General features: G+C 54.1%; 17 protein-coding genes. All 17 read left to right on the top strand.

Features of this window, described 5'->3' with window-relative positions; all coding sequences use genetic code 11:
• The first annotated feature begins 21 nt into the window (after positions 1–21).
• The 17 genes from bchF to B9Z42_RS10690 are packed head-to-tail and all read left to right on the top strand — an operon-like array spanning position 22 to position 18,407.
• On the top strand, positions 22–525 hold the full coding sequence (bchF, locus tag B9Z42_RS10765) for a 2-vinyl bacteriochlorophyllide hydratase (protein ID WP_100133390.1): 504 nt from the start codon (positions 22–24) through the stop codon (positions 523–525).
• Complete coding sequence (locus B9Z42_RS10760) at positions 522–1,811, top strand: ferredoxin:protochlorophyllide reductase (ATP-dependent) subunit N (protein ID WP_100133389.1); 1,290 nt, start codon at positions 522–524, stop codon at positions 1,809–1,811. The genes bchF and B9Z42_RS10760 overlap by 4 nt, the downstream gene beginning before the upstream one ends.
• Positions 1,812–1,824: 13 nt before the next feature.
• A complete protein-coding gene (bchB, locus tag B9Z42_RS10755) occupies positions 1,825–3,417 on the top strand; it encodes a ferredoxin:protochlorophyllide reductase (ATP-dependent) subunit B (RefSeq protein ID WP_100133388.1) in 1,593 nt (530 codons plus the stop codon).
• A 4-nt stretch (positions 3,418–3,421) separates the two neighbouring features.
• The gene (locus B9Z42_RS10750; protein WP_199172038.1) at positions 3,422–7,183 is read left to right on the top strand and encodes a magnesium chelatase subunit H; all 3,762 of its coding nucleotides are present in this window, start codon (positions 3,422–3,424) and stop codon (positions 7,181–7,183) included.
• The gene (bchL, locus tag B9Z42_RS10745) at positions 7,180–8,088 is read left to right on the top strand and encodes a ferredoxin:protochlorophyllide reductase (ATP-dependent) iron-sulfur ATP-binding protein (RefSeq protein WP_100133386.1); all 909 of its coding nucleotides are present in this window, start codon (positions 7,180–7,182) and stop codon (positions 8,086–8,088) included. The genes B9Z42_RS10750 and bchL overlap by 4 nt, the downstream gene beginning before the upstream one ends.
• Before the next feature lie 11 nt (positions 8,089–8,099).
• Positions 8,100–8,798, top strand: a complete 699-nt coding sequence (gene bchM / locus B9Z42_RS10740; RefSeq protein ID WP_100133385.1) for a magnesium protoporphyrin IX methyltransferase — start codon at positions 8,100–8,102, stop codon at positions 8,796–8,798.
• Positions 8,795–10,231 carry a BCD family MFS transporter gene (locus B9Z42_RS10735; RefSeq protein WP_100133384.1) on the top strand — a complete coding sequence of 479 codons (1,437 nt, stop codon included), beginning with the start codon at positions 8,795–8,797 and terminating at the stop codon, positions 10,229–10,231. Before bchM ends, B9Z42_RS10735 begins: the two co-directional genes overlap by 4 nt.
• 21 nt (positions 10,232–10,252) lie before the next feature.
• Positions 10,253–11,014 (top strand): photosynthetic reaction center subunit H, encoded by a 762-nt coding sequence (puhA, locus tag B9Z42_RS10730; protein ID WP_100133503.1) that lies wholly within the window; start codon positions 10,253–10,255, stop codon positions 11,012–11,014.
• 52 nt (positions 11,015–11,066) lie between these two features.
• Positions 11,067–11,738 carry a photosynthetic complex putative assembly protein PuhB gene (gene puhB / locus B9Z42_RS10725; RefSeq protein WP_100133383.1) on the top strand — a complete coding sequence of 224 codons (672 nt, stop codon included), beginning with the start codon at positions 11,067–11,069 and terminating at the stop codon, positions 11,736–11,738.
• A complete protein-coding gene (puhC, locus tag B9Z42_RS10720; RefSeq protein ID WP_100133382.1) occupies positions 11,735–12,205 on the top strand; it encodes a photosynthetic complex assembly protein PuhC in 471 nt (156 codons plus the stop codon). Before puhB ends, puhC begins: the two co-directional genes overlap by 4 nt.
• 44 nt (positions 12,206–12,249) lie before the next feature.
• The gene (acsF, locus tag B9Z42_RS10715; protein WP_100133381.1) at positions 12,250–13,326 is read left to right on the top strand and encodes a magnesium-protoporphyrin IX monomethyl ester (oxidative) cyclase; all 1,077 of its coding nucleotides are present in this window, start codon (positions 12,250–12,252) and stop codon (positions 13,324–13,326) included.
• A 31-nt stretch (positions 13,327–13,357) separates the two neighbouring features.
• Positions 13,358–14,209: a putative photosynthetic complex assembly protein PuhE gene (gene puhE, locus B9Z42_RS10710; protein ID WP_100133380.1), complete on the top strand. Its 852-nt coding sequence runs from the start codon at positions 13,358–13,360 to the stop codon at positions 14,207–14,209.
• Positions 14,184–15,767 (top strand): phytoene desaturase, encoded by a 1,584-nt coding sequence (locus B9Z42_RS10705; protein WP_100133379.1) that lies wholly within the window; start codon positions 14,184–14,186, stop codon positions 15,765–15,767. The genes puhE and B9Z42_RS10705 overlap by 26 nt, the downstream gene beginning before the upstream one ends.
• The gene (locus tag B9Z42_RS10700; protein ID WP_233203607.1) at positions 15,748–16,845 is read left to right on the top strand and encodes a phytoene/squalene synthase family protein; all 1,098 of its coding nucleotides are present in this window, start codon (positions 15,748–15,750) and stop codon (positions 16,843–16,845) included. The genes B9Z42_RS10705 and B9Z42_RS10700 overlap by 20 nt, the downstream gene beginning before the upstream one ends.
• Positions 16,846–16,854: 9 nt before the next feature.
• Complete coding sequence (locus tag B9Z42_RS16275) at positions 16,855–17,013, top strand: hypothetical protein (RefSeq protein ID WP_158235943.1); 159 nt, start codon at positions 16,855–16,857, stop codon at positions 17,011–17,013.
• A complete protein-coding gene (locus B9Z42_RS10695) occupies positions 17,003–17,455 on the top strand; it encodes a DUF2269 family protein (protein ID WP_100133377.1) in 453 nt (150 codons plus the stop codon). Before B9Z42_RS16275 ends, B9Z42_RS10695 begins: the two co-directional genes overlap by 11 nt.
• A gap of 13 nt (positions 17,456–17,468) precedes the next feature.
• Positions 17,469–18,407: a short-chain dehydrogenase/reductase gene (locus B9Z42_RS10690; RefSeq protein WP_100133376.1), complete on the top strand. Its 939-nt coding sequence runs from the start codon at positions 17,469–17,471 to the stop codon at positions 18,405–18,407.
• The last annotated feature ends 34 nt before the right edge of the window (positions 18,408–18,441 follow it).

Genomic DNA, 18,441 nt, shown 5'->3' with positions numbered 1-18,441 from the left:
CATTTGCAATGAAGGCAGGTCATGCAGCAGTCTCAACCACAGGTTTTATACACACCCGAGCAGCGCGCTAAGCGTGATGCGACGCGGTGGACCTTGGTGCAAGGTGTTTTGGCACCTGTTCAATTCTTGGTTTTTTTGGTCAGCCTTTACCTGGTGTTGAACAGTTTGAAAACGGGTGAGCACACCGACTGGGCCTTGGCCTCTGTTGTGCTCAAAACGTTGGTGCTCTACGCCATCATGATCACGGGCTGCATTTGGGAGAAGGTGGTGTTTGACAAATACCTGTTCGCCCACGCTTTCTTTTGGGAAGACGTGGTCAGCATGGGGGTCATGGCCTTGCATACGGCCTATTTGTGGGTGTGGTGGACGGGCAGTTGGTCAACCAGTGAGCAACTCTGGTTGGCGTTGACGGCCTACATCACCTACGGAATCAACGCTGCCCAGTACATTCGCAAACTTCGCATGGCGCGTTTGCAAAAGCCCAGTGTCAACCAAGCCGGTTCGGCAGTTCAGGTGGCTGTATGAGTACTGTGATTCCTATTCGCGCCAACGTGGGTAAAGGCTGCACAGACGTCGTGCCCTTGGTTGAGCGCGGCCAGCGCGAAGTGTTTTGTGGCCTCACGGGCATCATTTGGCTGCATCGCAAAATTCAAGATGCTTTCTTTTTGGTGGTGGGTTCACGCACCTGTGCGCACCTGATCCAGTCGGCTGCGGGTGTCATGATTTTTGCTGAACCCCGTTTTGGCACGGCCATCATCGATGAGCGCGACTTGGCGGGTTTGGCCGATGCCAATGACGAGCTGGATCGCGTGGTGAATCAACTGCTGGCCCGCCGTCCTGAAATCAAATTGTTGTTCTTGGTGGGTTCTTGCCCCTCTGAGGTCATCAAGCTGGATTTGTCCCGCGCTGCCGCTAGGTTGTCTGTGCAGCATTCGCCTGCTGTGCGCGTGTTGAACTATTCAGGCAGTGGCATCGAAACCACCTTCACCCAAGGCGAAGACGCTTGTTTGGCATCGATGGTGCCCGATCTGCCAGTGCCTCAAGCCAATGCTGAACAAGAGTTGGTCATTGTGGGCACATTGGCCGATGTGGTGGAAGACCAGTTTGTGCGTATCTTGAACCACATGGGCATCGAGCGCGTTCGGTTCTTTCCCCCGCGGCGCGCACAAGACATGGTGCCTATCGGGGCCAACACACGTTTGCTGTTGGCACAGCCCTTTTTAGGCGATACAGCGCGTGTGTTGCAAGCGCGTGGTGCGCGCTTGTTGCCAGCGCCGTTCCCATTGGGCATTGAAGGCACAACTGCATGGCTGCAAGCTGCAGCCACGGCCTTTGACATCACGTCCGATCGTTTTCAGGCTGCTGTTGCAGCCCCTATGGCCAGAGCTGAGGCTTCCTTGGCACGCGCTAAGTTGCATTTGGATGGAAAAAGCATTTTCTTTTTCCCCGACTCGCAACTTGAAATTCCCTTGGCGCGATTTTTATCGCGTGAGTTGGGCATGCAATTGGTCGAAGTGGGCACGCCTTATTTGCATCGTCAGCACATGGCCATGGAGTTGGCCATGCTGCCTGAAGGTACTTTTTTATCGGAAGGTCAAGATGTTGAAAAACAACTGGACCGCTGTCGTGCGGCTCACCCCGACATGGTGGTCTGCGGCTTAGGTTTAGCCAATCCTCTCGAGTCTGAGGGGATGACCACCAAATGGGCCATTGAGTTGGTTTTTACCCCGATTCAGGGCTACGACCAAGCCGGTGATTTGGCTGAGTTGTTCACCCGTCCTCTGATGCGCCGCATGCGCCTCGCTAGCTAAAGGAGTCAGAGCCATGCAACTCACACTCTGGACATACGAAGGTCCGCCTCACGTGGGTGCGATGCGTATCGCCACGGCGATGGAAGATGTCCACTACGTCCTGCATGCGCCTCAAGGTGACACATACGCCGATTTGTTGTTCACCATGATCGAGCGATTGCAAAAGCGTCCGCCTGTGACCTACACCACGTTTCAAGCGCGCGATCTTGGCGGCGATACGGCTGAGCTTTTCAAGACCGCTGCGCGCGAAGCTTTTGAGCGTTTTTCGCCTAAAGCGATGTTGGTGGGTTCGTCTTGTACCGCTGAGCTGATTCAAGACGATCCAGGTGGTTTGTGCAAAGCACTGAACTTGCCTATTCCCGTTGTTCCCTTGGAGTTGCCTTCTTATCAGCGCAAAGAAAACTGGGGCGCTTCCGAAACCTTTTACCAGTTGGTTCGCAACTTGGCGTTGCCAAAAGACGCGATTGAAAAGTCGAAATCAGCCAAGCCTCGCTGCAACATCTTGGGGCCCACGGCCTTGGGTTTCAGGCACCGCGATGACGTTGCTGAAATTCGCAAGTTGCTGACCGATATGGGCGTTGACATCAATGTGGTGGCGCCGCTCTCGGCAACGCCTGATGACATTGCCCGCTTGTCCAATGCGGATTTCAATGTGGTGCTCTACCCTGAAATCGCCAACTTGAGTGCGCAGTGGTTGAAGCGTAGTTTTGGACAACCCTTCACCAAAACCATTCCTATTGGTCATTCCGCTACCTGCGATTTTGTGCGCGAGGTGGCGCAATTGGCGGGCATTGATCCCGTTGCCGCACTTCACGATGCCACGTCGCGTGCCGCGTGGTACACCCGATCGGTCGATTCCACCTACTTGACGGGCAAGCGTGTCTTTGTATTCGGCGATGCTACGCATGCGGTGGCTGCGGCGCGTGTCGCAGCTCAAGAGATGGGCTTCACGGTGGTGGGCATTGGCACTTACAGCCGTGAGTTTGCGCGTGAGGTGAGAGAGGCCGCCAGTCTGTACGGCGTCGAAGCCTTGATCAGCGATGACTATTTAGAAATAGAAGCATGCATTGCAGCCTTGAACCCTGAATTGGTTCTGGGCACCCAAATGGAGCGTCACATCGCCAAGCGTTTGGGGGTGCCCTGTGCGGTCATCTCTGCGCCAGTTCACGTGCAAGATTTCCCTGCAAGGTATTCCCCTCAAATGGGGTTTGAAGGTGCCAATGTGTTGTTTGACACGTGGGTTCACCCACTCATGATGGGCCTTGAGGAACATTTGATCGGCATGTTCCGAGGCGACTCTGAGTTTCATGAGGACGCTGCGCCATCTCACCTAGGCGGAGGGGTCCATGCACAAAGTCAGCTTGACGTCGCCCAGCCATTAGAAGTTGCGCAAACGCAAGAACAACAGCCCCAAGTCGCCATCTCGCCACAAAGTATCACTGTGTCGGTCTGGGATACGGGTGCAGAAAAAGAACTGAAAAAAATCCCATTTTTCGTGAGAGGCAAAGCACGAAGAAATACCGAGAAGTACGCCAACGAGCGTGGCATCTCGGTCATCACGACGGAGACACTTTATGAATCTAAAGCTTACTTCTCACAGCAGTAAGGTCATGCCGCGTGATGCCACCCCCATCAAAGTGGTGGTGGTCACCATGGACACGCACTTTGCCAGCTCGTTCAATCGCGCCAATGGCCAATTGAAACGTGATTTTCCAGGCCTCACATGGTCTCTGCACGCAGCTTCCGAATACACCGGCAACGATGCGCTCATCGCCAAATGCAAGGCAGACATTGCCTCTGCCGACATTGTGTTGTGCGGCATGTTGTTCCTTGAAGATCACTTTTTGCCGATCTTGGACGATCTGCGTGCACGTCGCATGAACTGCGATGCCATGGTGTGTATGGCCAGTGCCACCGAAGTCACACAATTGACCCGCTTTGGTCAGTTTGACATGAGCAAACCCGCCAGCGGCCCCATGGCTTTGCTGAAAAAATTGCGTGGCGGCAGCAAGGACAAACCCGCCACAGGCGGTGCCACGCAAATGAAAATGTTGCGTCGCTTGCCCCAGTTGTTGCGCTTCATTCCAGGCACTGCGCAAGATGTGCGTTCGTACTTCATCACGCTGCAATATTGGTTGGGCGGCTCGGACGACAACGTGCTGAACATGGTGCGACACCTGATTGACCGCGGGGCCGATGGCCCTCGTAAATCTCTGCGTGGCAAGGTCAAGGTGGAAGCGCCGGTTGATTACCCTGAAGTGGGTGTGTACCACCCCCGCATGAGCGGAAAGTTCAGTGAAGACGTGCATGCATTGCCTTTGCCAGCAGGTATTGCCGTAAAAGGCACGGTTGGTATTTTGTTGTTGCGCTCTTATTTGTTGTCGGGCAATGCAGGGCACTACGACGGCGTGATTGCTGCCCTAGAGGCCAAAGGTTTGCGCGTGATTCCAGCGTTTGCGGCGGGTTTAGATTCGCGCCCAGCGATCGATGAATTTTTCATCAAAAATGGCCAAGTGTGTGTCGATGCTGTGGTGTCTCTCAGTGGCTTTTCGCTCGTCGGTGGCCCTGCCTACAACGACGCCAAAGCCGCAGAAGAAGTGTTGGCCAAATTGGATGTGCCTTATGTTGCAGCGCACCCCGTTGAGTTTCAAACGCTCGACCAATGGGGTGGTTCCGACCGCGGCTTGCTGCCTGTTGAAAGCACCATCATGGTGGCTATTCCAGAACTCGACGGTTCGACCAGCCCCATGGTGTTTGGCGGGCGTCCTGGCGCTGCGGGCGTGACCTGCTCCGGCTGTCACCACGCGTGTACGTTTGGTGAAAGTACCAACGCACAAGACATGCATTCTTGTCCTGAGCGCGCCATCATGTTGGCTGCGCGGGTCAGCAAGTTGGTGACCTTGAAGCGCAGTGAACGACAAGACCGCAACGTGGCCATCGTGTTGTTCAACTTTCCGCCCAATGCGGGCAACATAGGCACGGCTGCTTTTCTGTCTGTTTTTGAGTCTTTGTGGCACACCCTGGCCGCCATGAAGGCGCAAGGCTACCAAGTTGATGTGCCCGCAACTGTGGATGATTTGCGCGATGCCTTGTTGTACGGCAACGCCCCGCAATATGGCGCTGACGCCAATGTGCATGCCTTGATTTCTGCTGACGATCACGTCAAGCGCGAACGCTGGCTCAAAGAGATTGAAGCGCAGTGGGGTCCAGCCCCCGGTCGTCAATTGAGCAACGGCAGTTCAATTTTTGTCTTGGGTAAGAAGTTTGGCAATGTGCTGGTCAGTGTGCAGCCTTCGTTTGGTTACGAAGGTGACCCCATGCGGTTGTTGTTTGAAAAAGGCTTGGCACCCACGCATGCCTTCTCAGCTTTTTATCGTTACTTGCGCGAAGATTTCAAAGCGCATGCGGTGTTGCACTTTGGCACGCACGGCGCACTCGAATTCATGCCGGGTAAGCAATCTGGCATGAGTGGCACCTGCTGGCCCGATCGTTTGATTGACGATTTGCCCAACATCTATTTATACGCGTCCAACAACCCATCAGAAGGTGCCATTGCCAAGCGCCGTTCGGGTGCGACCTTGATCAGCTACTTGACACCGCCCATTGCACAAGCAGGCTTGTACAAAGGTCTGAATGAGCTGAAGTCATCGCTGGAGCGCTGGCGCGGATTAGAGAGTGGCAACAGTGAGCGGGCCGCCCTCGCTCCTGTCATTCAAGCCCAAGCGGTCGAGCTTGATTTGGTGCCTGCAGACCCCGCTTGGGACGTTGCCACCATGGGCGCCGATTTGGATCGAGAAGTGATGCGCTTGGGCGAAGAAATGCTCGAGTTGGAATACACCCTCATTCCACACGGTTTGCATGTGGCCGGTCGTGCCCCCAGCCCGGCTCAACAGGTGGATATGTTGTTAGCCATGGCCGATGCCAATCACGGCATGCAATTAGAGCGTGCGGCTGTCGAGGCCTTGGTAGAAGGCCACACGCCAGAGCGTGCTTTGACAGCTGCGGGCTTGCCGCGCAACCATGCCAGCCTGAGCGTTTTGCGTGAACTGGTGGAGCCTCAGGCGCATCTGGCCGTTGACACCGAAGTGTCCGCCATGCTGCGCGCTTTAGACGCTTGCTACATCCGTCCTGCACCTGGCGGCGATATTCTTCGCACGCCGGCTGTGTTACCTACGGGCCGCAACATTCACGGCTTTGATCCCTTCAGAATTCCAAGTGCGATGGCCGTACGCGATGGCAAAGTGCAAGCGCAGTTGCTCATTGACCGCCACTGTGCCGATGGCAACCCTTTGCCAGAATCCATTGCCATGGTGCTGTGGGGAAGTGACAACCTGAAGAACGAAGGCGCGCCGATTGCGCAAGCCTTGGCCTTGATGGGCGCCATGCCACGCTTTGACACGTACGGTCGAATTGCAGGTGCCACACTCATACCCCTAGAGGAATTAGGACGCCCACGCATCGACGTGATCATGACCCTGTCAGGCATCTTCCGCGATCTCATGCCATTGCAGATCAAGCTGTTGGCCGAGGCCGCTTTTTTGGCGGCGTCTGCAGACGAACCGCTGGCGTTGAATTGGATTCGCAAACATGCGCTCGCCTATCAGCAAGAGCACGGCTGCACTTTAGAGACGGCCTCTTTGCGGGTCTATGGCAATGCCGAAGGTGCCTACGGCGCCAACGTCAACAACTTGGTCGAGAGCAGCCGTTGGGGTGATGAGGGTGAACTGGCCGAAACCTACAAACGACGCAAGAGTTTTGCCTACGGTCGCACGGGCCGTGCCGTGCAACAAACTGCCCTCATGCAAACCGCAATGGCCGATGTGCAGCTGACCTACCAAAACCTCGACTCCGTTGAGTTGGGGGTCACCACGGTGGACAACTACTTTGACACCTTGGGTGGTATCACCCAAGCGGTAAAGGCAGCCAAGGGCGGTAAAACACCGCCGGTCTACATTGGCGATCAAACCAAAGGCAATGCGGCTGTTCGCTCTTTAAAAGAGCAAGTCTCCATTGAAACCCGCACCCGCATGCTCAACCCCAAATGGTACGAGGGCATGCTCGAGCACGGCTACGAAGGCGTGCGGCAAATCGAGGTACACGTGACCAACACCATGGGATGGTCCGCCACCACGGGTCAAGTGCAACCTTGGGTTTACAAACAACTGTCTGAAACGTTCATGCTCGACCCCGACATGCGTGAACGCTTGGCGAAATTGAATCCGACGGCTTCTGCACGTGTAGCCAACCGTTTGATCGAAGCGTTTGAACGCAACTATTGGCAGCCTGATGCCCAGACCTTGCAAGCGCTTCGCCAAGCCAGTGAAGAATTAGAAGATCGCCTTGAAGGCGTTTATGAAGGAGCTCCCGTATGACAGTCGCAACCCTACCGTTCCCCACGGTCAAACGCCATTCCAAATTGGACGGTGAGGGGAGTTTGCAAGTTCAACTTGACCCGGATGTGAAGATTGGCAATGCCAAAGTTTTTGCCATTTATGGCAAAGGCGGTATTGGCAAGAGCACCACCTCTTCCAATTTATCAGCCGCCTTTTCCAAAATGGGAAAACGGGTGCTGCAAATTGGGTGTGACCCTAAGCATGACAGCACATTCACACTCACCAAGAAGATGCTGCCCACGGTCATTGATGTGCTGGAGACGGTTGACTTTCATGCCGAAGAACTGCGTGTCGAAGACTTTGTCTTTGAGGGCTACAACGGTGTGATGTGCGTGGAAGCCGGCGGTCCACCCGCAGGCACAGGCTGCGGTGGTTATGTGGTCGGTCAGACGGTGAAACTGCTCAAAGAGCACCACTTGTTAGAAGACACCGACGTGGTGATTTTTGATGTGCTGGGCGATGTGGTGTGTGGTGGATTTGCCGCACCACTGCAGCACGCCGATCGCGCCATGATCGTGACCGCCAATGATTTCGATTCGATCTTTGCGATGAACCGCATTGTGCAAGCCATTGGTGCTAAGGCCAAAAACTACAACGTGCGCTTGGGCGGTGTCATTGCCAACCGCAGTGCCGCTACGGACCAGATTGACAAATACAACGACCGTATTGGTTTGAAGCTGGCTGCACATTTCCCAGATCTGGATGTGATTCGTCGCAGTCGCTTGAAAAAATCAACACTTTTTGAGATGGAGCACTCGCCCGAGCTGGAGGCTGTGCAAAAAGAGTACATGCGACTCGCGGCCAATATGTGGTTGGGCGGAGAGGCCTATTCCGCAGTGCCCATGAAAGACCGCGATATTTTTGATCTATTGGGCTTTGATTGAGGTTTTGAATCATGAGTGACATCACTTACGAACAACGCCGCGGCCAAATCGAAAACTATTTCGATCGCACGGCTGCGGCCGCGTGGGCTAAATTAACCTCTGATGCACCCGTGGGCCGCATTCGTGCCACGGTGCGTGCGGGACGCGATCAAATGCGCTCGACCTTGGTGTCATGGCTAGGGCAAGACCTTAAGGGCAAGCGGATTTTGGACGCAGGCTGCGGAACGGGTGCGTTGGCTGTTGAAGCCGCTCGGCTGGGCGCTGAAGTCGTGGCCATTGATTTGTCACCCACCTTGGTCGACTTGGCGCGTGAAAGAATTCCGGCTGATGTGGCGCACTTGGTTGAGTTTCACAGCGGAGACATGCTTGACAAAGGTTTGGGTCACTTTGACCATGTGGTGGCAATGGACTCCATCATTCACTATCAAACCGACGATGCTGTGCATGCGCTTGCTCAGTTGGCTGAACGCACAAGCAAGTCCATCATCTTCACGTTTGCACCGCGCACACCGATGTTGGCCATGATGATTTCTGTGGGTCGTTTGTTGCCTAGAAGTGACCGTGCACCTTGGCTTGAACCCATGGCTGAGACACGCATTGCGCAGCTGATGAAAACCCACGAATCGTTGAACGACTGGCAATGCGCGCGCGCGCACAAAGTGAGCAGTGGTTTTTACAAATCCAAAGCGATGGAGTGGGTGCGCTCATGAGAGGCAAAACATTCGCCAAATTTGCCAAGCAAATGCCTGTCAATTGGCTGCCGTTTGCGGACGCTGCCAGCCCGGGTTTGCCGATGCACCGTTTGCTGCGCTTGTCCTTGTTCAAGTTCACCATGGGCATCACAACCGCCCTGATGATCGGTACCCTGAACCGGGTCATGATTGTTGAATTATTGGTGCCAGCTTGGTTGGTCTCCATGATGCTGGCGCTCCCTCTGCTGGTGGCCCCGTTCAGGGCGGTCACTGGCTATCAGTCGGATGTGCATGTTTCTGCATTTGGTTGGCGTCGGGTGCCCTATATGTGGGGAGGCACTTTGATTCAATTCATGGGACTGGCCGTGATGCCATTCGCGTTGTTGGTGCTGTCCGGTGGCGGGCAAATTGCTGTGCCTGACTGGGTGGGTCAGGGGGCTGCTGCCATCGCTTTCTTGATGGTAGGTGCGGGTTTGCAGACTTCACAAACCGCAGGTCTCGCTCTGGCAACCGATCAGGCCAGCGAAGACACGCGTCCTCGTGTCGTGGCCTTGATGTACAGCATGCTTTTGGTGGGCGCCGTGTTTGGCAGCTTGGTCTACAGCGTTTTACTGGCTAGCTTCACCCCTGAAATTTTGGTTCAAGTGGTGCAGGGCACGGCGTTGGTGGTGTTGCTCCTCAACGGTGTGGCCCTGTGGAAGCAAGAGCCGCGTAACCCTCAACGTGTCTTGGCGCAGAAAACAGAAATCCGTCGTCCGTTCAAAGAAGTTTGGAATGAGTTCATTGCCTTGCCCAATGCCAAGCGCTTTTTAGTGGCGACAGCTTTGGGCACCATGGCATTCAATATGCAAGACATTGTGCTGGAGCCCTATGGCGGTGAAATTCTGAAATTGAGTGTGGGTGCTACCAGTGCACTCACCGCGATGCTGTCAGCTGGCGGCTTGTTGGGTTTTTACTTTGCCGGTCGTCAGTTGGCCAAAGGGATAGACCCTATGCGCTTGGCTGCGTATGGTGCTTTGGCTGGCTTGCCTGCTTTTTCAGCGGTGATTTTTTCTGCGCCACTTGACGCGGGCTGGCTCTTCAGATTTGGCGCATTTGGTATTGGCTTTGGGGGCGGCATGTTTGCGGTAGGTACCTTGTTCACCGCTATGCGGCTAGAGGCCGCTTATGTGGGTCTGGCCTTGGGTGCCTGGGGCGCTGTGCAAGCTGCTGCGGCTGGTTTGTCCATGTTCTTTGGCGGCGCCTTGCGCGATACCGTCAATACGCTCACCGCGCAAGGCTTATTGGGCACTGGCTTGACGGACCCATCTGTGGCCTACAGCATGGTCTACCACATTGAAATGCTTTTGTTATTTCTAACCCTGATTGCTGTAGGACCCTTGGTCAAACGCAGCACATCTTTTTCACTTGTTGTTCCCTCAACCCTCGGCTTGAATGAGTCACGCATTTAGTTGTTCAAAGGAGAAGTCACCATGCAAACAGTAGGCAACATCACTGGTTATATCGACCTAGCACAAATACTGCTCTATGTATTTTGGATATTTTTCGCAGGCCTAATTTGGTATCTGGCGATGGAAAATCACCGCGAGGGCTACCCCATGGAGACCAGCGGCAGGGGGCGTGCTGTGGTCAAAGGTTTCCCAATTCCAGCCCCTAAAACATTCTTGCTCGATGGCGGCAAAAGCGTCACGGTGCCCGATCTCAAGCGCAGAGAGCCGGATTACAGCGCTGTGGCCTCTATTCCAAGTTTGGGTTCCCCCATTGAACCCAAAGGCGATGCCATGACGGCAGGCGTTGGCGCTGGCGCTTATTCCAATCGCGAAGATGTGCCCGAAAGAACCTCACACGGTGTGCCCCTGATTCAACCTTTGCGAATTGCCAGCGAATTCTCTGTCGCTTCGCAAGATGTGGATCCACGCGGCCTGCCTGTTATGGCGGGTGACGGCAAACAAGGTGGCACGGTCAAAGACCTTTGGATCGATTCCGCTGAAATGATGTTCCGATATTTGGAAGTCGAAATTGCCGGTGGTCGCACTGTTTTATTGCCCATCACGTTTTCCCTGATTCGCAGAAATCAAGTTGAAGTGCATGCTCTGTATGCGAAACATTTTGCAGCTGTTCCCGCTCTGAAAAACCCTGACCAAGTCACCAAATTGGAAGAGGAAAAAATCAGTGCGTATTACGGTGGCGGCACTTTGTATGCAGACGCCAAACGCAGCGAGCCTTTGATTTAAAAATTCACCGCGCTGCAATTGAATGTTGAATGAAACGCTGTAGAGGAAAAAAATGCCCATCGAAAATCTTGGCCACGAGTATGAGTTTGAGCCCCAGCACGGCCTGCCCGAGCGGTTGCCTTCGGATGAATTCATTGTTTGGCAAGGCTCTCCCGATATTGGTGCATTGGCCTCTTCAGCCTTTCATATGAAAAAGCTGACACTTTATTTCATCGCTCTGATTGCTTTGTGCGCTTGGCCTGCTTTAGAGAGCGGCGCGGGCGTCATGGCGGTGCTGAACGGCATCAAATGGATTGCGCCGCTTGCTGTCATCAGCTTGACCTCTTTGTGGATACTGGCTTACCTGACAGCCCGCACGACGGTCTATACCTTGACCAACAAACGCGTGGTCATGCGTTTGGGCATTGTGCTCACTGTCACTTTCAATTTGCCCTTGAAACAAGTTGCCTCAGCAGATGTACGCATGCTCGATGGCGGTTTTGGTGACATTACGCTGGCATTGCAGGGGTCGGACCGAATTGCGTGGGTTCACCTGTGGCCCAGCGTGCGTCCATGGCGAATCAGCAAGCCTGAACCGACATTACGCGCGATTCCCAACGTGCAAGAGGTCGCCGTCAAATTGCGTGACGCTTGGACCCAAAAAACAGGCTTGGCCGCTAACGCAACGACTGACGTTCAAAGTAGCCATCCCCATTCTGATAACTTTGAAGTGAGTTTGACATGAACCACGCGCACGCACCTGGCTTGACGCACCCCCCTGTGGCAGATCATTTCCCGCGTTGGGTTTTGTATTGTGCGGCGGGAATTCTGGCGTTCTCGCTCATTTCTGTGGGCCTGGTTCGGATCACAGGCAATGGGCCGGATCAAAAAGCTGCGGCGGCTACCTTGCAGCGATCGCTCGTGTTTGAAGATCACAAAGATGGTGGCGTCCGTGTTGGCGATGGTGTGACGGGTGAAACCTTGACCGTCTTGCACGGCGAACAAGGCTTTGTTCGTGGTGCGTTGCGTGCTCTGTCCCGTGAGCGGTATTCACGCGGTATTGGTTCAAGCGTTCCTTTTGAATTGATCGCCCGTGTCGATGGTCGTGTCACCTTATTCGATCCCAGCACTGGGCAGCGGGTGGACTTGGAGTCCTTCGGTCCTACCAACACGGCTGAGTTTGCAAGGTTCTTCGCCATGCAGCCTGAATAACGCTTAGCAGTTTTTATCAATACCCAAAAGTCGGAGTCACATTTATGCAAGCCACCTCAACGGTTGACAGTGCTGAAAAAGCATCCCAAAAGGCGGTGGAGAGCACCATGCTTAGCCCGCGGTTCTACACCACCGATTTTGCGGCGATGGATCGACTCGATGTCTCTCCCATGCGTGCCGAATGGGACAAGATGATGGCCGAATACGAAGGTGACAACAACCACGACCACTTTCAGCGTGACGAGGAATTTGCCAAAGAAGTGGCAGAACGTTTCTCGCAAGTGAGTCCTGAAATGCGTCAGGAGTTTTTAGACTTTTTGATCTCCTCCCTGACGTCTGAATTTTCCGGTTGTATTTTGTACAACGAGATTTTCAAGAACGTTGAAAATCCGGATATCAAGCAACTCATGCGCTACATGGCCCGGGATGAATCGCGGCACGCCAGTTTCATCAATCAGTCGTTGAAAGACTTTGGCCTTGGAATCGATCTGGGGAATTTGAAGCGTACCAAGGCGTACACCTACTTCAAGCCTAAGTACATTTTTTATGCCACTTACTTGTCTGAAAAGATTGGTTATGCACGCTACATCACCATTTATCGCCAATTAGAAAAAAATCCAGACAAACGTTTTCATCCCATCTTTCGTTGGTTCGAGCGTTGGTGCAATGACGAGTTTCGCCACGGTGAGTCGTTTGCTTTGATCATGCGCGCCAACCCGCAGTTGTTGCGCGGAGGTAATGTGTACTGGATTCGCTTTTTCTTGTTGGCGGTCTACGCCACCATGTATGTGCGCGACCACTGTCGTCCAATGTTGCACCAAGAAATGGGGCTGGAATCGTCGACGTATGACTACGAAGTGTTCCGCATCACCAATGAAATCACCAAGCAAGTGTTCCCCGTCTGTTTGGACATCGACAACCCTGCTTTCAGGCAAGGTTTGGCGCATTTGTTTGAGGCTCAAACGCAAATGGATGCGGCCAAAGCTCGGGGTGGTTTGGTGGGCTTGCTTTTGCGCGGGCGTTGGGCTTTGTCGGGTGCCTTGACCTTTGTGCGCTTGTACTTCTTGCCTGTGAAGCATCAAGCGTTGCCCGAGCAGGTACGCATGGTGCCTGCTTGGTAACTGCGAAGCCAACCGTCACAGAAAGCTAAGGATGACAGATACCTTCGTTGCCTTAGGGTTTGCGATTTTTATTTGGTGGTCAAGCACCGGTATTGTGATTCTGTTGAATCGCATGTCGAAGACAGCCATCACGTTGAGTTTGGTCATCTCTTCCTTGCTGGGCATCGGGGCTTTGGTGGGCTTGTCCCACACTGCCTATCAAACGGGTGTCACTGGGGCGTATTGCGCATTTACATGTGCCTTGCTGGCGTGGGGGTGGAATGAGTTGAGTTTTCTCACAGGCTGGATCACCGGGCCCCAGAAAACGGCCATCCCTAAAAGCACGCAAGGTTGGCTCAGGTTCCGGGCCTCTTTTAATGCCGTGGTTTGGCATGAAATCGCCATCCTTTTGGTTGGCGTGGCCATTGTCCTCATCACCTGGGATGCGCCTAACCAAGTGGGTACAGGTACTTATTTGGTCTTGTGGATCATGCGAACCAGTGCCAAGTTAAACCTGTTCTTTGGCGTGCGTAATTTGAGTGAAGAGTTTTTGCCCACGCACTTGGCTTATTTGGAAAGTTTTTTCAAACGCCGCCGCATGAATGCATTCTTCCCTTTTGCTGTGGCCATTGCCAGTTTTTGTTTGTGGCTGCTGGTCGACTATGCCAGCCAGCCCTTGACCACGCCGTCGCAGCTGGTCGGTGCTGTATTGGTTGGCACCATGCTGGCTTTGGCTATTTTGGAGCATCTGATGCTGGTGCTGCCCCTCGACACCACAGCCTTGTGGCGTTGGGCTATTCGTCAACAACAAAAGTCAAACACTGCCGTAGCTTTTGACGCGCGTGTGCCTGCTGCGTTGGCACCTCATTTGGATCCTCATGACAAATCTTTACAAGTCAATTAACACCGATGGTGGCGCAGATGGCGGTGGAGGGCATCCAACCCCTCCTAGGGGTTCAGGCGCTGAACTCGGCGCTCGTGCACCCACTGCCATCGTGATTGGCACAGGTTTTGGCGGCCTTGCTGCAGCCATTCGTTTGAGCGTGAAAGGCTATCGCGTTCAAATGTTGGAAAAACTCGATGCGCCTGGGGGGCGCGCCTATGTGCACAAGCAAGATGGGTTCACCTTCGATGCGGGGCCCACCATCATCACCTTGCCGCATCTCATCGCTGAGCTGTTCACCTTGTGTGGCCGAGAGATGAAAGACCATGTCGATCTGCGCTTGATGTCGCCTTTCTACCGCATACGGTTTGACGATGGCACGCACTTTGATTACAGCAACAACGACGAGCAGATGCTCGAACAAATTACCAAATTCAGTCCTGAAGATGTGCAAGGTTTTAAGAACCTGATGGTGGCTTCCGAGAAATGTTTTCAGCTGGGTTTTGTGGAACTGGGCATGGTGCCCTTTGAAACGCTGGGTGATGTGGTGAAGGCCATGCCAAATTTGGTGCGCATGCAGGCATGGCGCTCCATTTACAGCTTGGTCGCCAAGCACATCAAGCATCCCAAGCTGCGCATCGTGATGAGTTTTCACCCATTGCTGATTGGCGGCAACCCTTACTCCGTGACCTGCGTCTACGCCTTGATTCACTCTTTAGAGCGACGCTGGGGCGTGCATTCCGCCATGGGCGGCACAGGTGCCATCGTGCGCGAGTTGGTGAAACTGCTGGATGAGCGCGATGTGCCTATCCGTTACAACGCACCCGTCACACAAATTCGCATCAAAGATGGCCGCGCGCAGGGTGTCGAACTTGCGAGTGGTGAGTTCTTACCGGCTGACATCGTCGTGAGCAACGGCGATGCGGCTTGGACTTACCGTCACCTTGTCGCACCGCAGCACCGCAAGCATTGGACCGACAAGCGGATTGCCAAAGGCAAATACTCGTCTGGTTTGTTCGTTTGGTATTTCGGAACCAATCGCCAGTACAAAGACGTGCCCCACCACATGATGGTGTTGGGCCCGCGTTACAAAGGTTTGTTGCAGGACATTTTTAAAAATCACACCCTGTCCAAAGATTTCAGTCTTTATCTGTATCGCCCCACTGCGACTGATCCTTCCTTGGCACCTGAAGGGTGCGACAGTTTTTATGCACTGTCCGTTGTGCCTAACCTCAGCAGCGAGACAGATTGGCAGGCTGTCCAAGAGCAATACCGAGATGCCATTGCCACGGTGTTGCAAGAGAGCGTTTTGCCTGATTTAAAAAAACATGTGGTGTCTTCCAAGATCACCACGCCACAAGATTTTCAAGACCGCTTGTGGTCTTACAAAGGCGCGGGTTTTGGTTTGGAACCCATCCTGGTTCAGAGCGCTTGGTTCAGACCACACAACAGAAGCCAAGATGTGGATGGACTTTTCATGGTGGGTGCCAGCAGCCAGCCCGGTGCAGGTGTTCCCAGTGTCTTGATGTCCGCAAAAATGTTAGAAACGGTGGTACCCGATGTCAAATCTTTCGCGTGATCAAGCGGGCGCTTCATCGCCCACACCCAATCCTGTTCTTTCAGCCATGTCTTACGACTTGGAAGCCTGCACAGAATTGATGCGAGGTGGGTCCAAGTCCTTTTTCGCCGCATCACGTTTGTTGCCGGTGAGAGTTCGACCCCCCGCCATTGCCTTGTATGCATTTTGTCGTTTGGCCGACGACGCCATTGACGATGGCGATGACCCGGCCTTAGCCATGGTTGATTTGAAGTCGCGCCTAGCGGCTATTTACGCAGGACGTCCTGGTGCCGAGGACGCTGACCGGGCTTTGACTGTTGTGGTTCATCGCTATGGCATTCCGATTGGCTTGTTAGAGGCTTTGTTAGATGGTTTCTTGTGGGATTCACAAGGTCGTCGTTATGAAACATTGGCCGATGTTGAGGCCTATGGCGCCAGAGTGGCGGGTACCGTGGGGGCCATGATGTCGCTCATCATGGGCGCTAGCTCAGAGACGGCCATTGCGCGCGCCAGCGAACTGGGCGTTGCGATGCAGCTGACCAACATTGCCAGAGACATTGGCGATGATGCGCGAATGGGCCGCTTGTACATCCCTCGCGCTTGGTTTCGTGAAATTGGCATGGACGCAGATGCTTGGTTGGCCAATCCCGTCTTTGATGCGCGCATTGCGGGTTTCACACAGCGTTTGCTGTTGCGCGCAGACGCGCTTTACCGCCGTGGCGAGTTTGGTTTGTCTGAACTGCCTTGGGACTGTCGCCCGGCCATCCAAGCTGCACGCTTGGTTTATGCCGAAATCGGCAAGCAATTAGACCGTGAAGGGCTCAATTCGGTCAATCACCGTACGGTGGTGTCTACGCCCCGCAAACTGGCTTTGATTGCGCGAGCCACTGCCGTCGCCTTGAAAGCGCCTACCGCACCCGATGTGCCTTTGAGTCCCGTCCCCGCCATTCATTACTTGGTGGATATCGTGAGTCGTGAGCATCATCCATTGGCCAGCCCAAAACCTTGGACAGTGCCTTCTCGCAGTTTTGATCAGCGTGTGGAATGGATGGTGGATTTGATCGGCCGTTTGGAGCAGCGCGAAAGAATCAGCCGTTAATCACGTGTGATGCTGAAACTTTTTGAAGTACTGGTTTTGATTTTGGCTGGGGTGTGCTTTGTAGTTTGGCAGTTTCGCGATCTGCGTCGTGCCCGTGAGGTGACCCGACAGCAGCGCGAGGCAGAGCAAGCGAGCGCCACACAAACCAGAGGCCCCGATGTCAGCTAATCTGAAGTTCATTCATTTGGCGTGCGCTTGCTTATTTTTAGGCAACGTCATCGTGAGCGGCATTTGGGCTTTGATGGCCGAGCGTACGCGTAACCACGCCATCATTCAATTTAGCAACCGCATGGTGCTGATCACCGATGTGCTTTTTACCTTGATGGGTTCCCTCGGTGTCGTTTGGACAGGCCACGGCATGGCGGAAAACTTTGGCGGCGCAGAAGGGCATCCATGGATTCAATGGTCTTATTTTCTGCTTAGCTTTTCCGGTTTGATTTGGTTGTTTGTTTTGGTGCCCATCCAATTGAAACAGCGTGCTTTGTTGCAAAACACGGACACGGTGTGTGAAGCGTATTGGCGGCTGTCACGTATTTGGCAAATTGCGGGTGCATTTGCCACCGTGCTTCCTCTACCCATTGTGTATTTCATGGTTACCAAAAACGCGTGAGTCTGGCCCTTTCATGATGTGGCCAAAGTCCAAAAATACAAAAAAAGTGTCCCTTGCGGGTTTGGTTGTTTTGATCACAGGTGCAGCCTCTGGCATTGGCGCTGCGACCGCCAAAGAAGTGGTGAGTCAAGGCGGCATTCCTATCTTGGTGGATTGTGATGCGCAACCCCTTGCGCGCGTGGCCGCGCAGTGCGGTGAGGGCACTTTGTCTTTTGTTGCCGATGTGACGCAACTCTCAGCCATGCAAGACGTGGTGGCCCAAACCCTCTCTCTTGTGTCGCGCATTGATGTGGTGTTTGCCAATGCCGGCGTTGCTGCATTCGGGCCTGTGGCGTATGTGGACACACAAGCTTGGCAACGCTGTGTAGAGGTGAACATCATGGGCGTTTTCAACACGGTGCGATCGGCGCTTCCCGCCTTGATGCAACAGCGGGGTTATGTGCTGATCAATGCATCGGTATCTTCGTTTGCCCACCCGCCGGCCATGTCGGCCTATGCAGCTAGCAAGGCGGCTGTGGAGGCCATGGGCAATGTGCTGCGGCTGGAGCTTGCGGCCCATCAAGTTGGCGTTGGTGTGATGTATGCAGGTTGGGTCAGAACGCCGCTGGTCGAAGAGGGGGCGTTGCATCCTGGCTTTGTTCGACTGCGAGCCACCATGCCCAAGTTTTTGAACAAAGAGACTTCGGCGCAAGATACAGCACGTTGCATTGTTCGCGCCATCGCCAAGCGCCAACGCGCTATTTTTATACCGGGTTGGTTGCAAATTTTATTTGCTCTCAGAGCGCTACTTCACCTGCCATTTGCTGAGCGCGAGCTTCTCAAAGCCGCGCCTGAGATTGAGCAGTCCTACCTCCAAGGTTTGGCATCTGAAGGCGCTTTGGCATCCAGCTTTGGACCCAGAGAGCGCGAGAGGACATTGGCACGCAACAGCCAACACCTTGAAGGTCCTTGAAGGTCCTTGAAGGGTTATCTTGTGAGGGCTGTCG

The sequence above is a fragment of the Limnohabitans sp. B9-3 genome (assembly GCF_002778325.1).
GTDB classification, from domain to species: Bacteria; Pseudomonadota; Gammaproteobacteria; order Burkholderiales; family Burkholderiaceae_C; genus Limnohabitans; species Limnohabitans kasalickyi.
The sequence above is the reverse complement of the archived record's forward strand: the minus strand, read 5'-3'. Positions and strand labels throughout refer to the sequence as shown.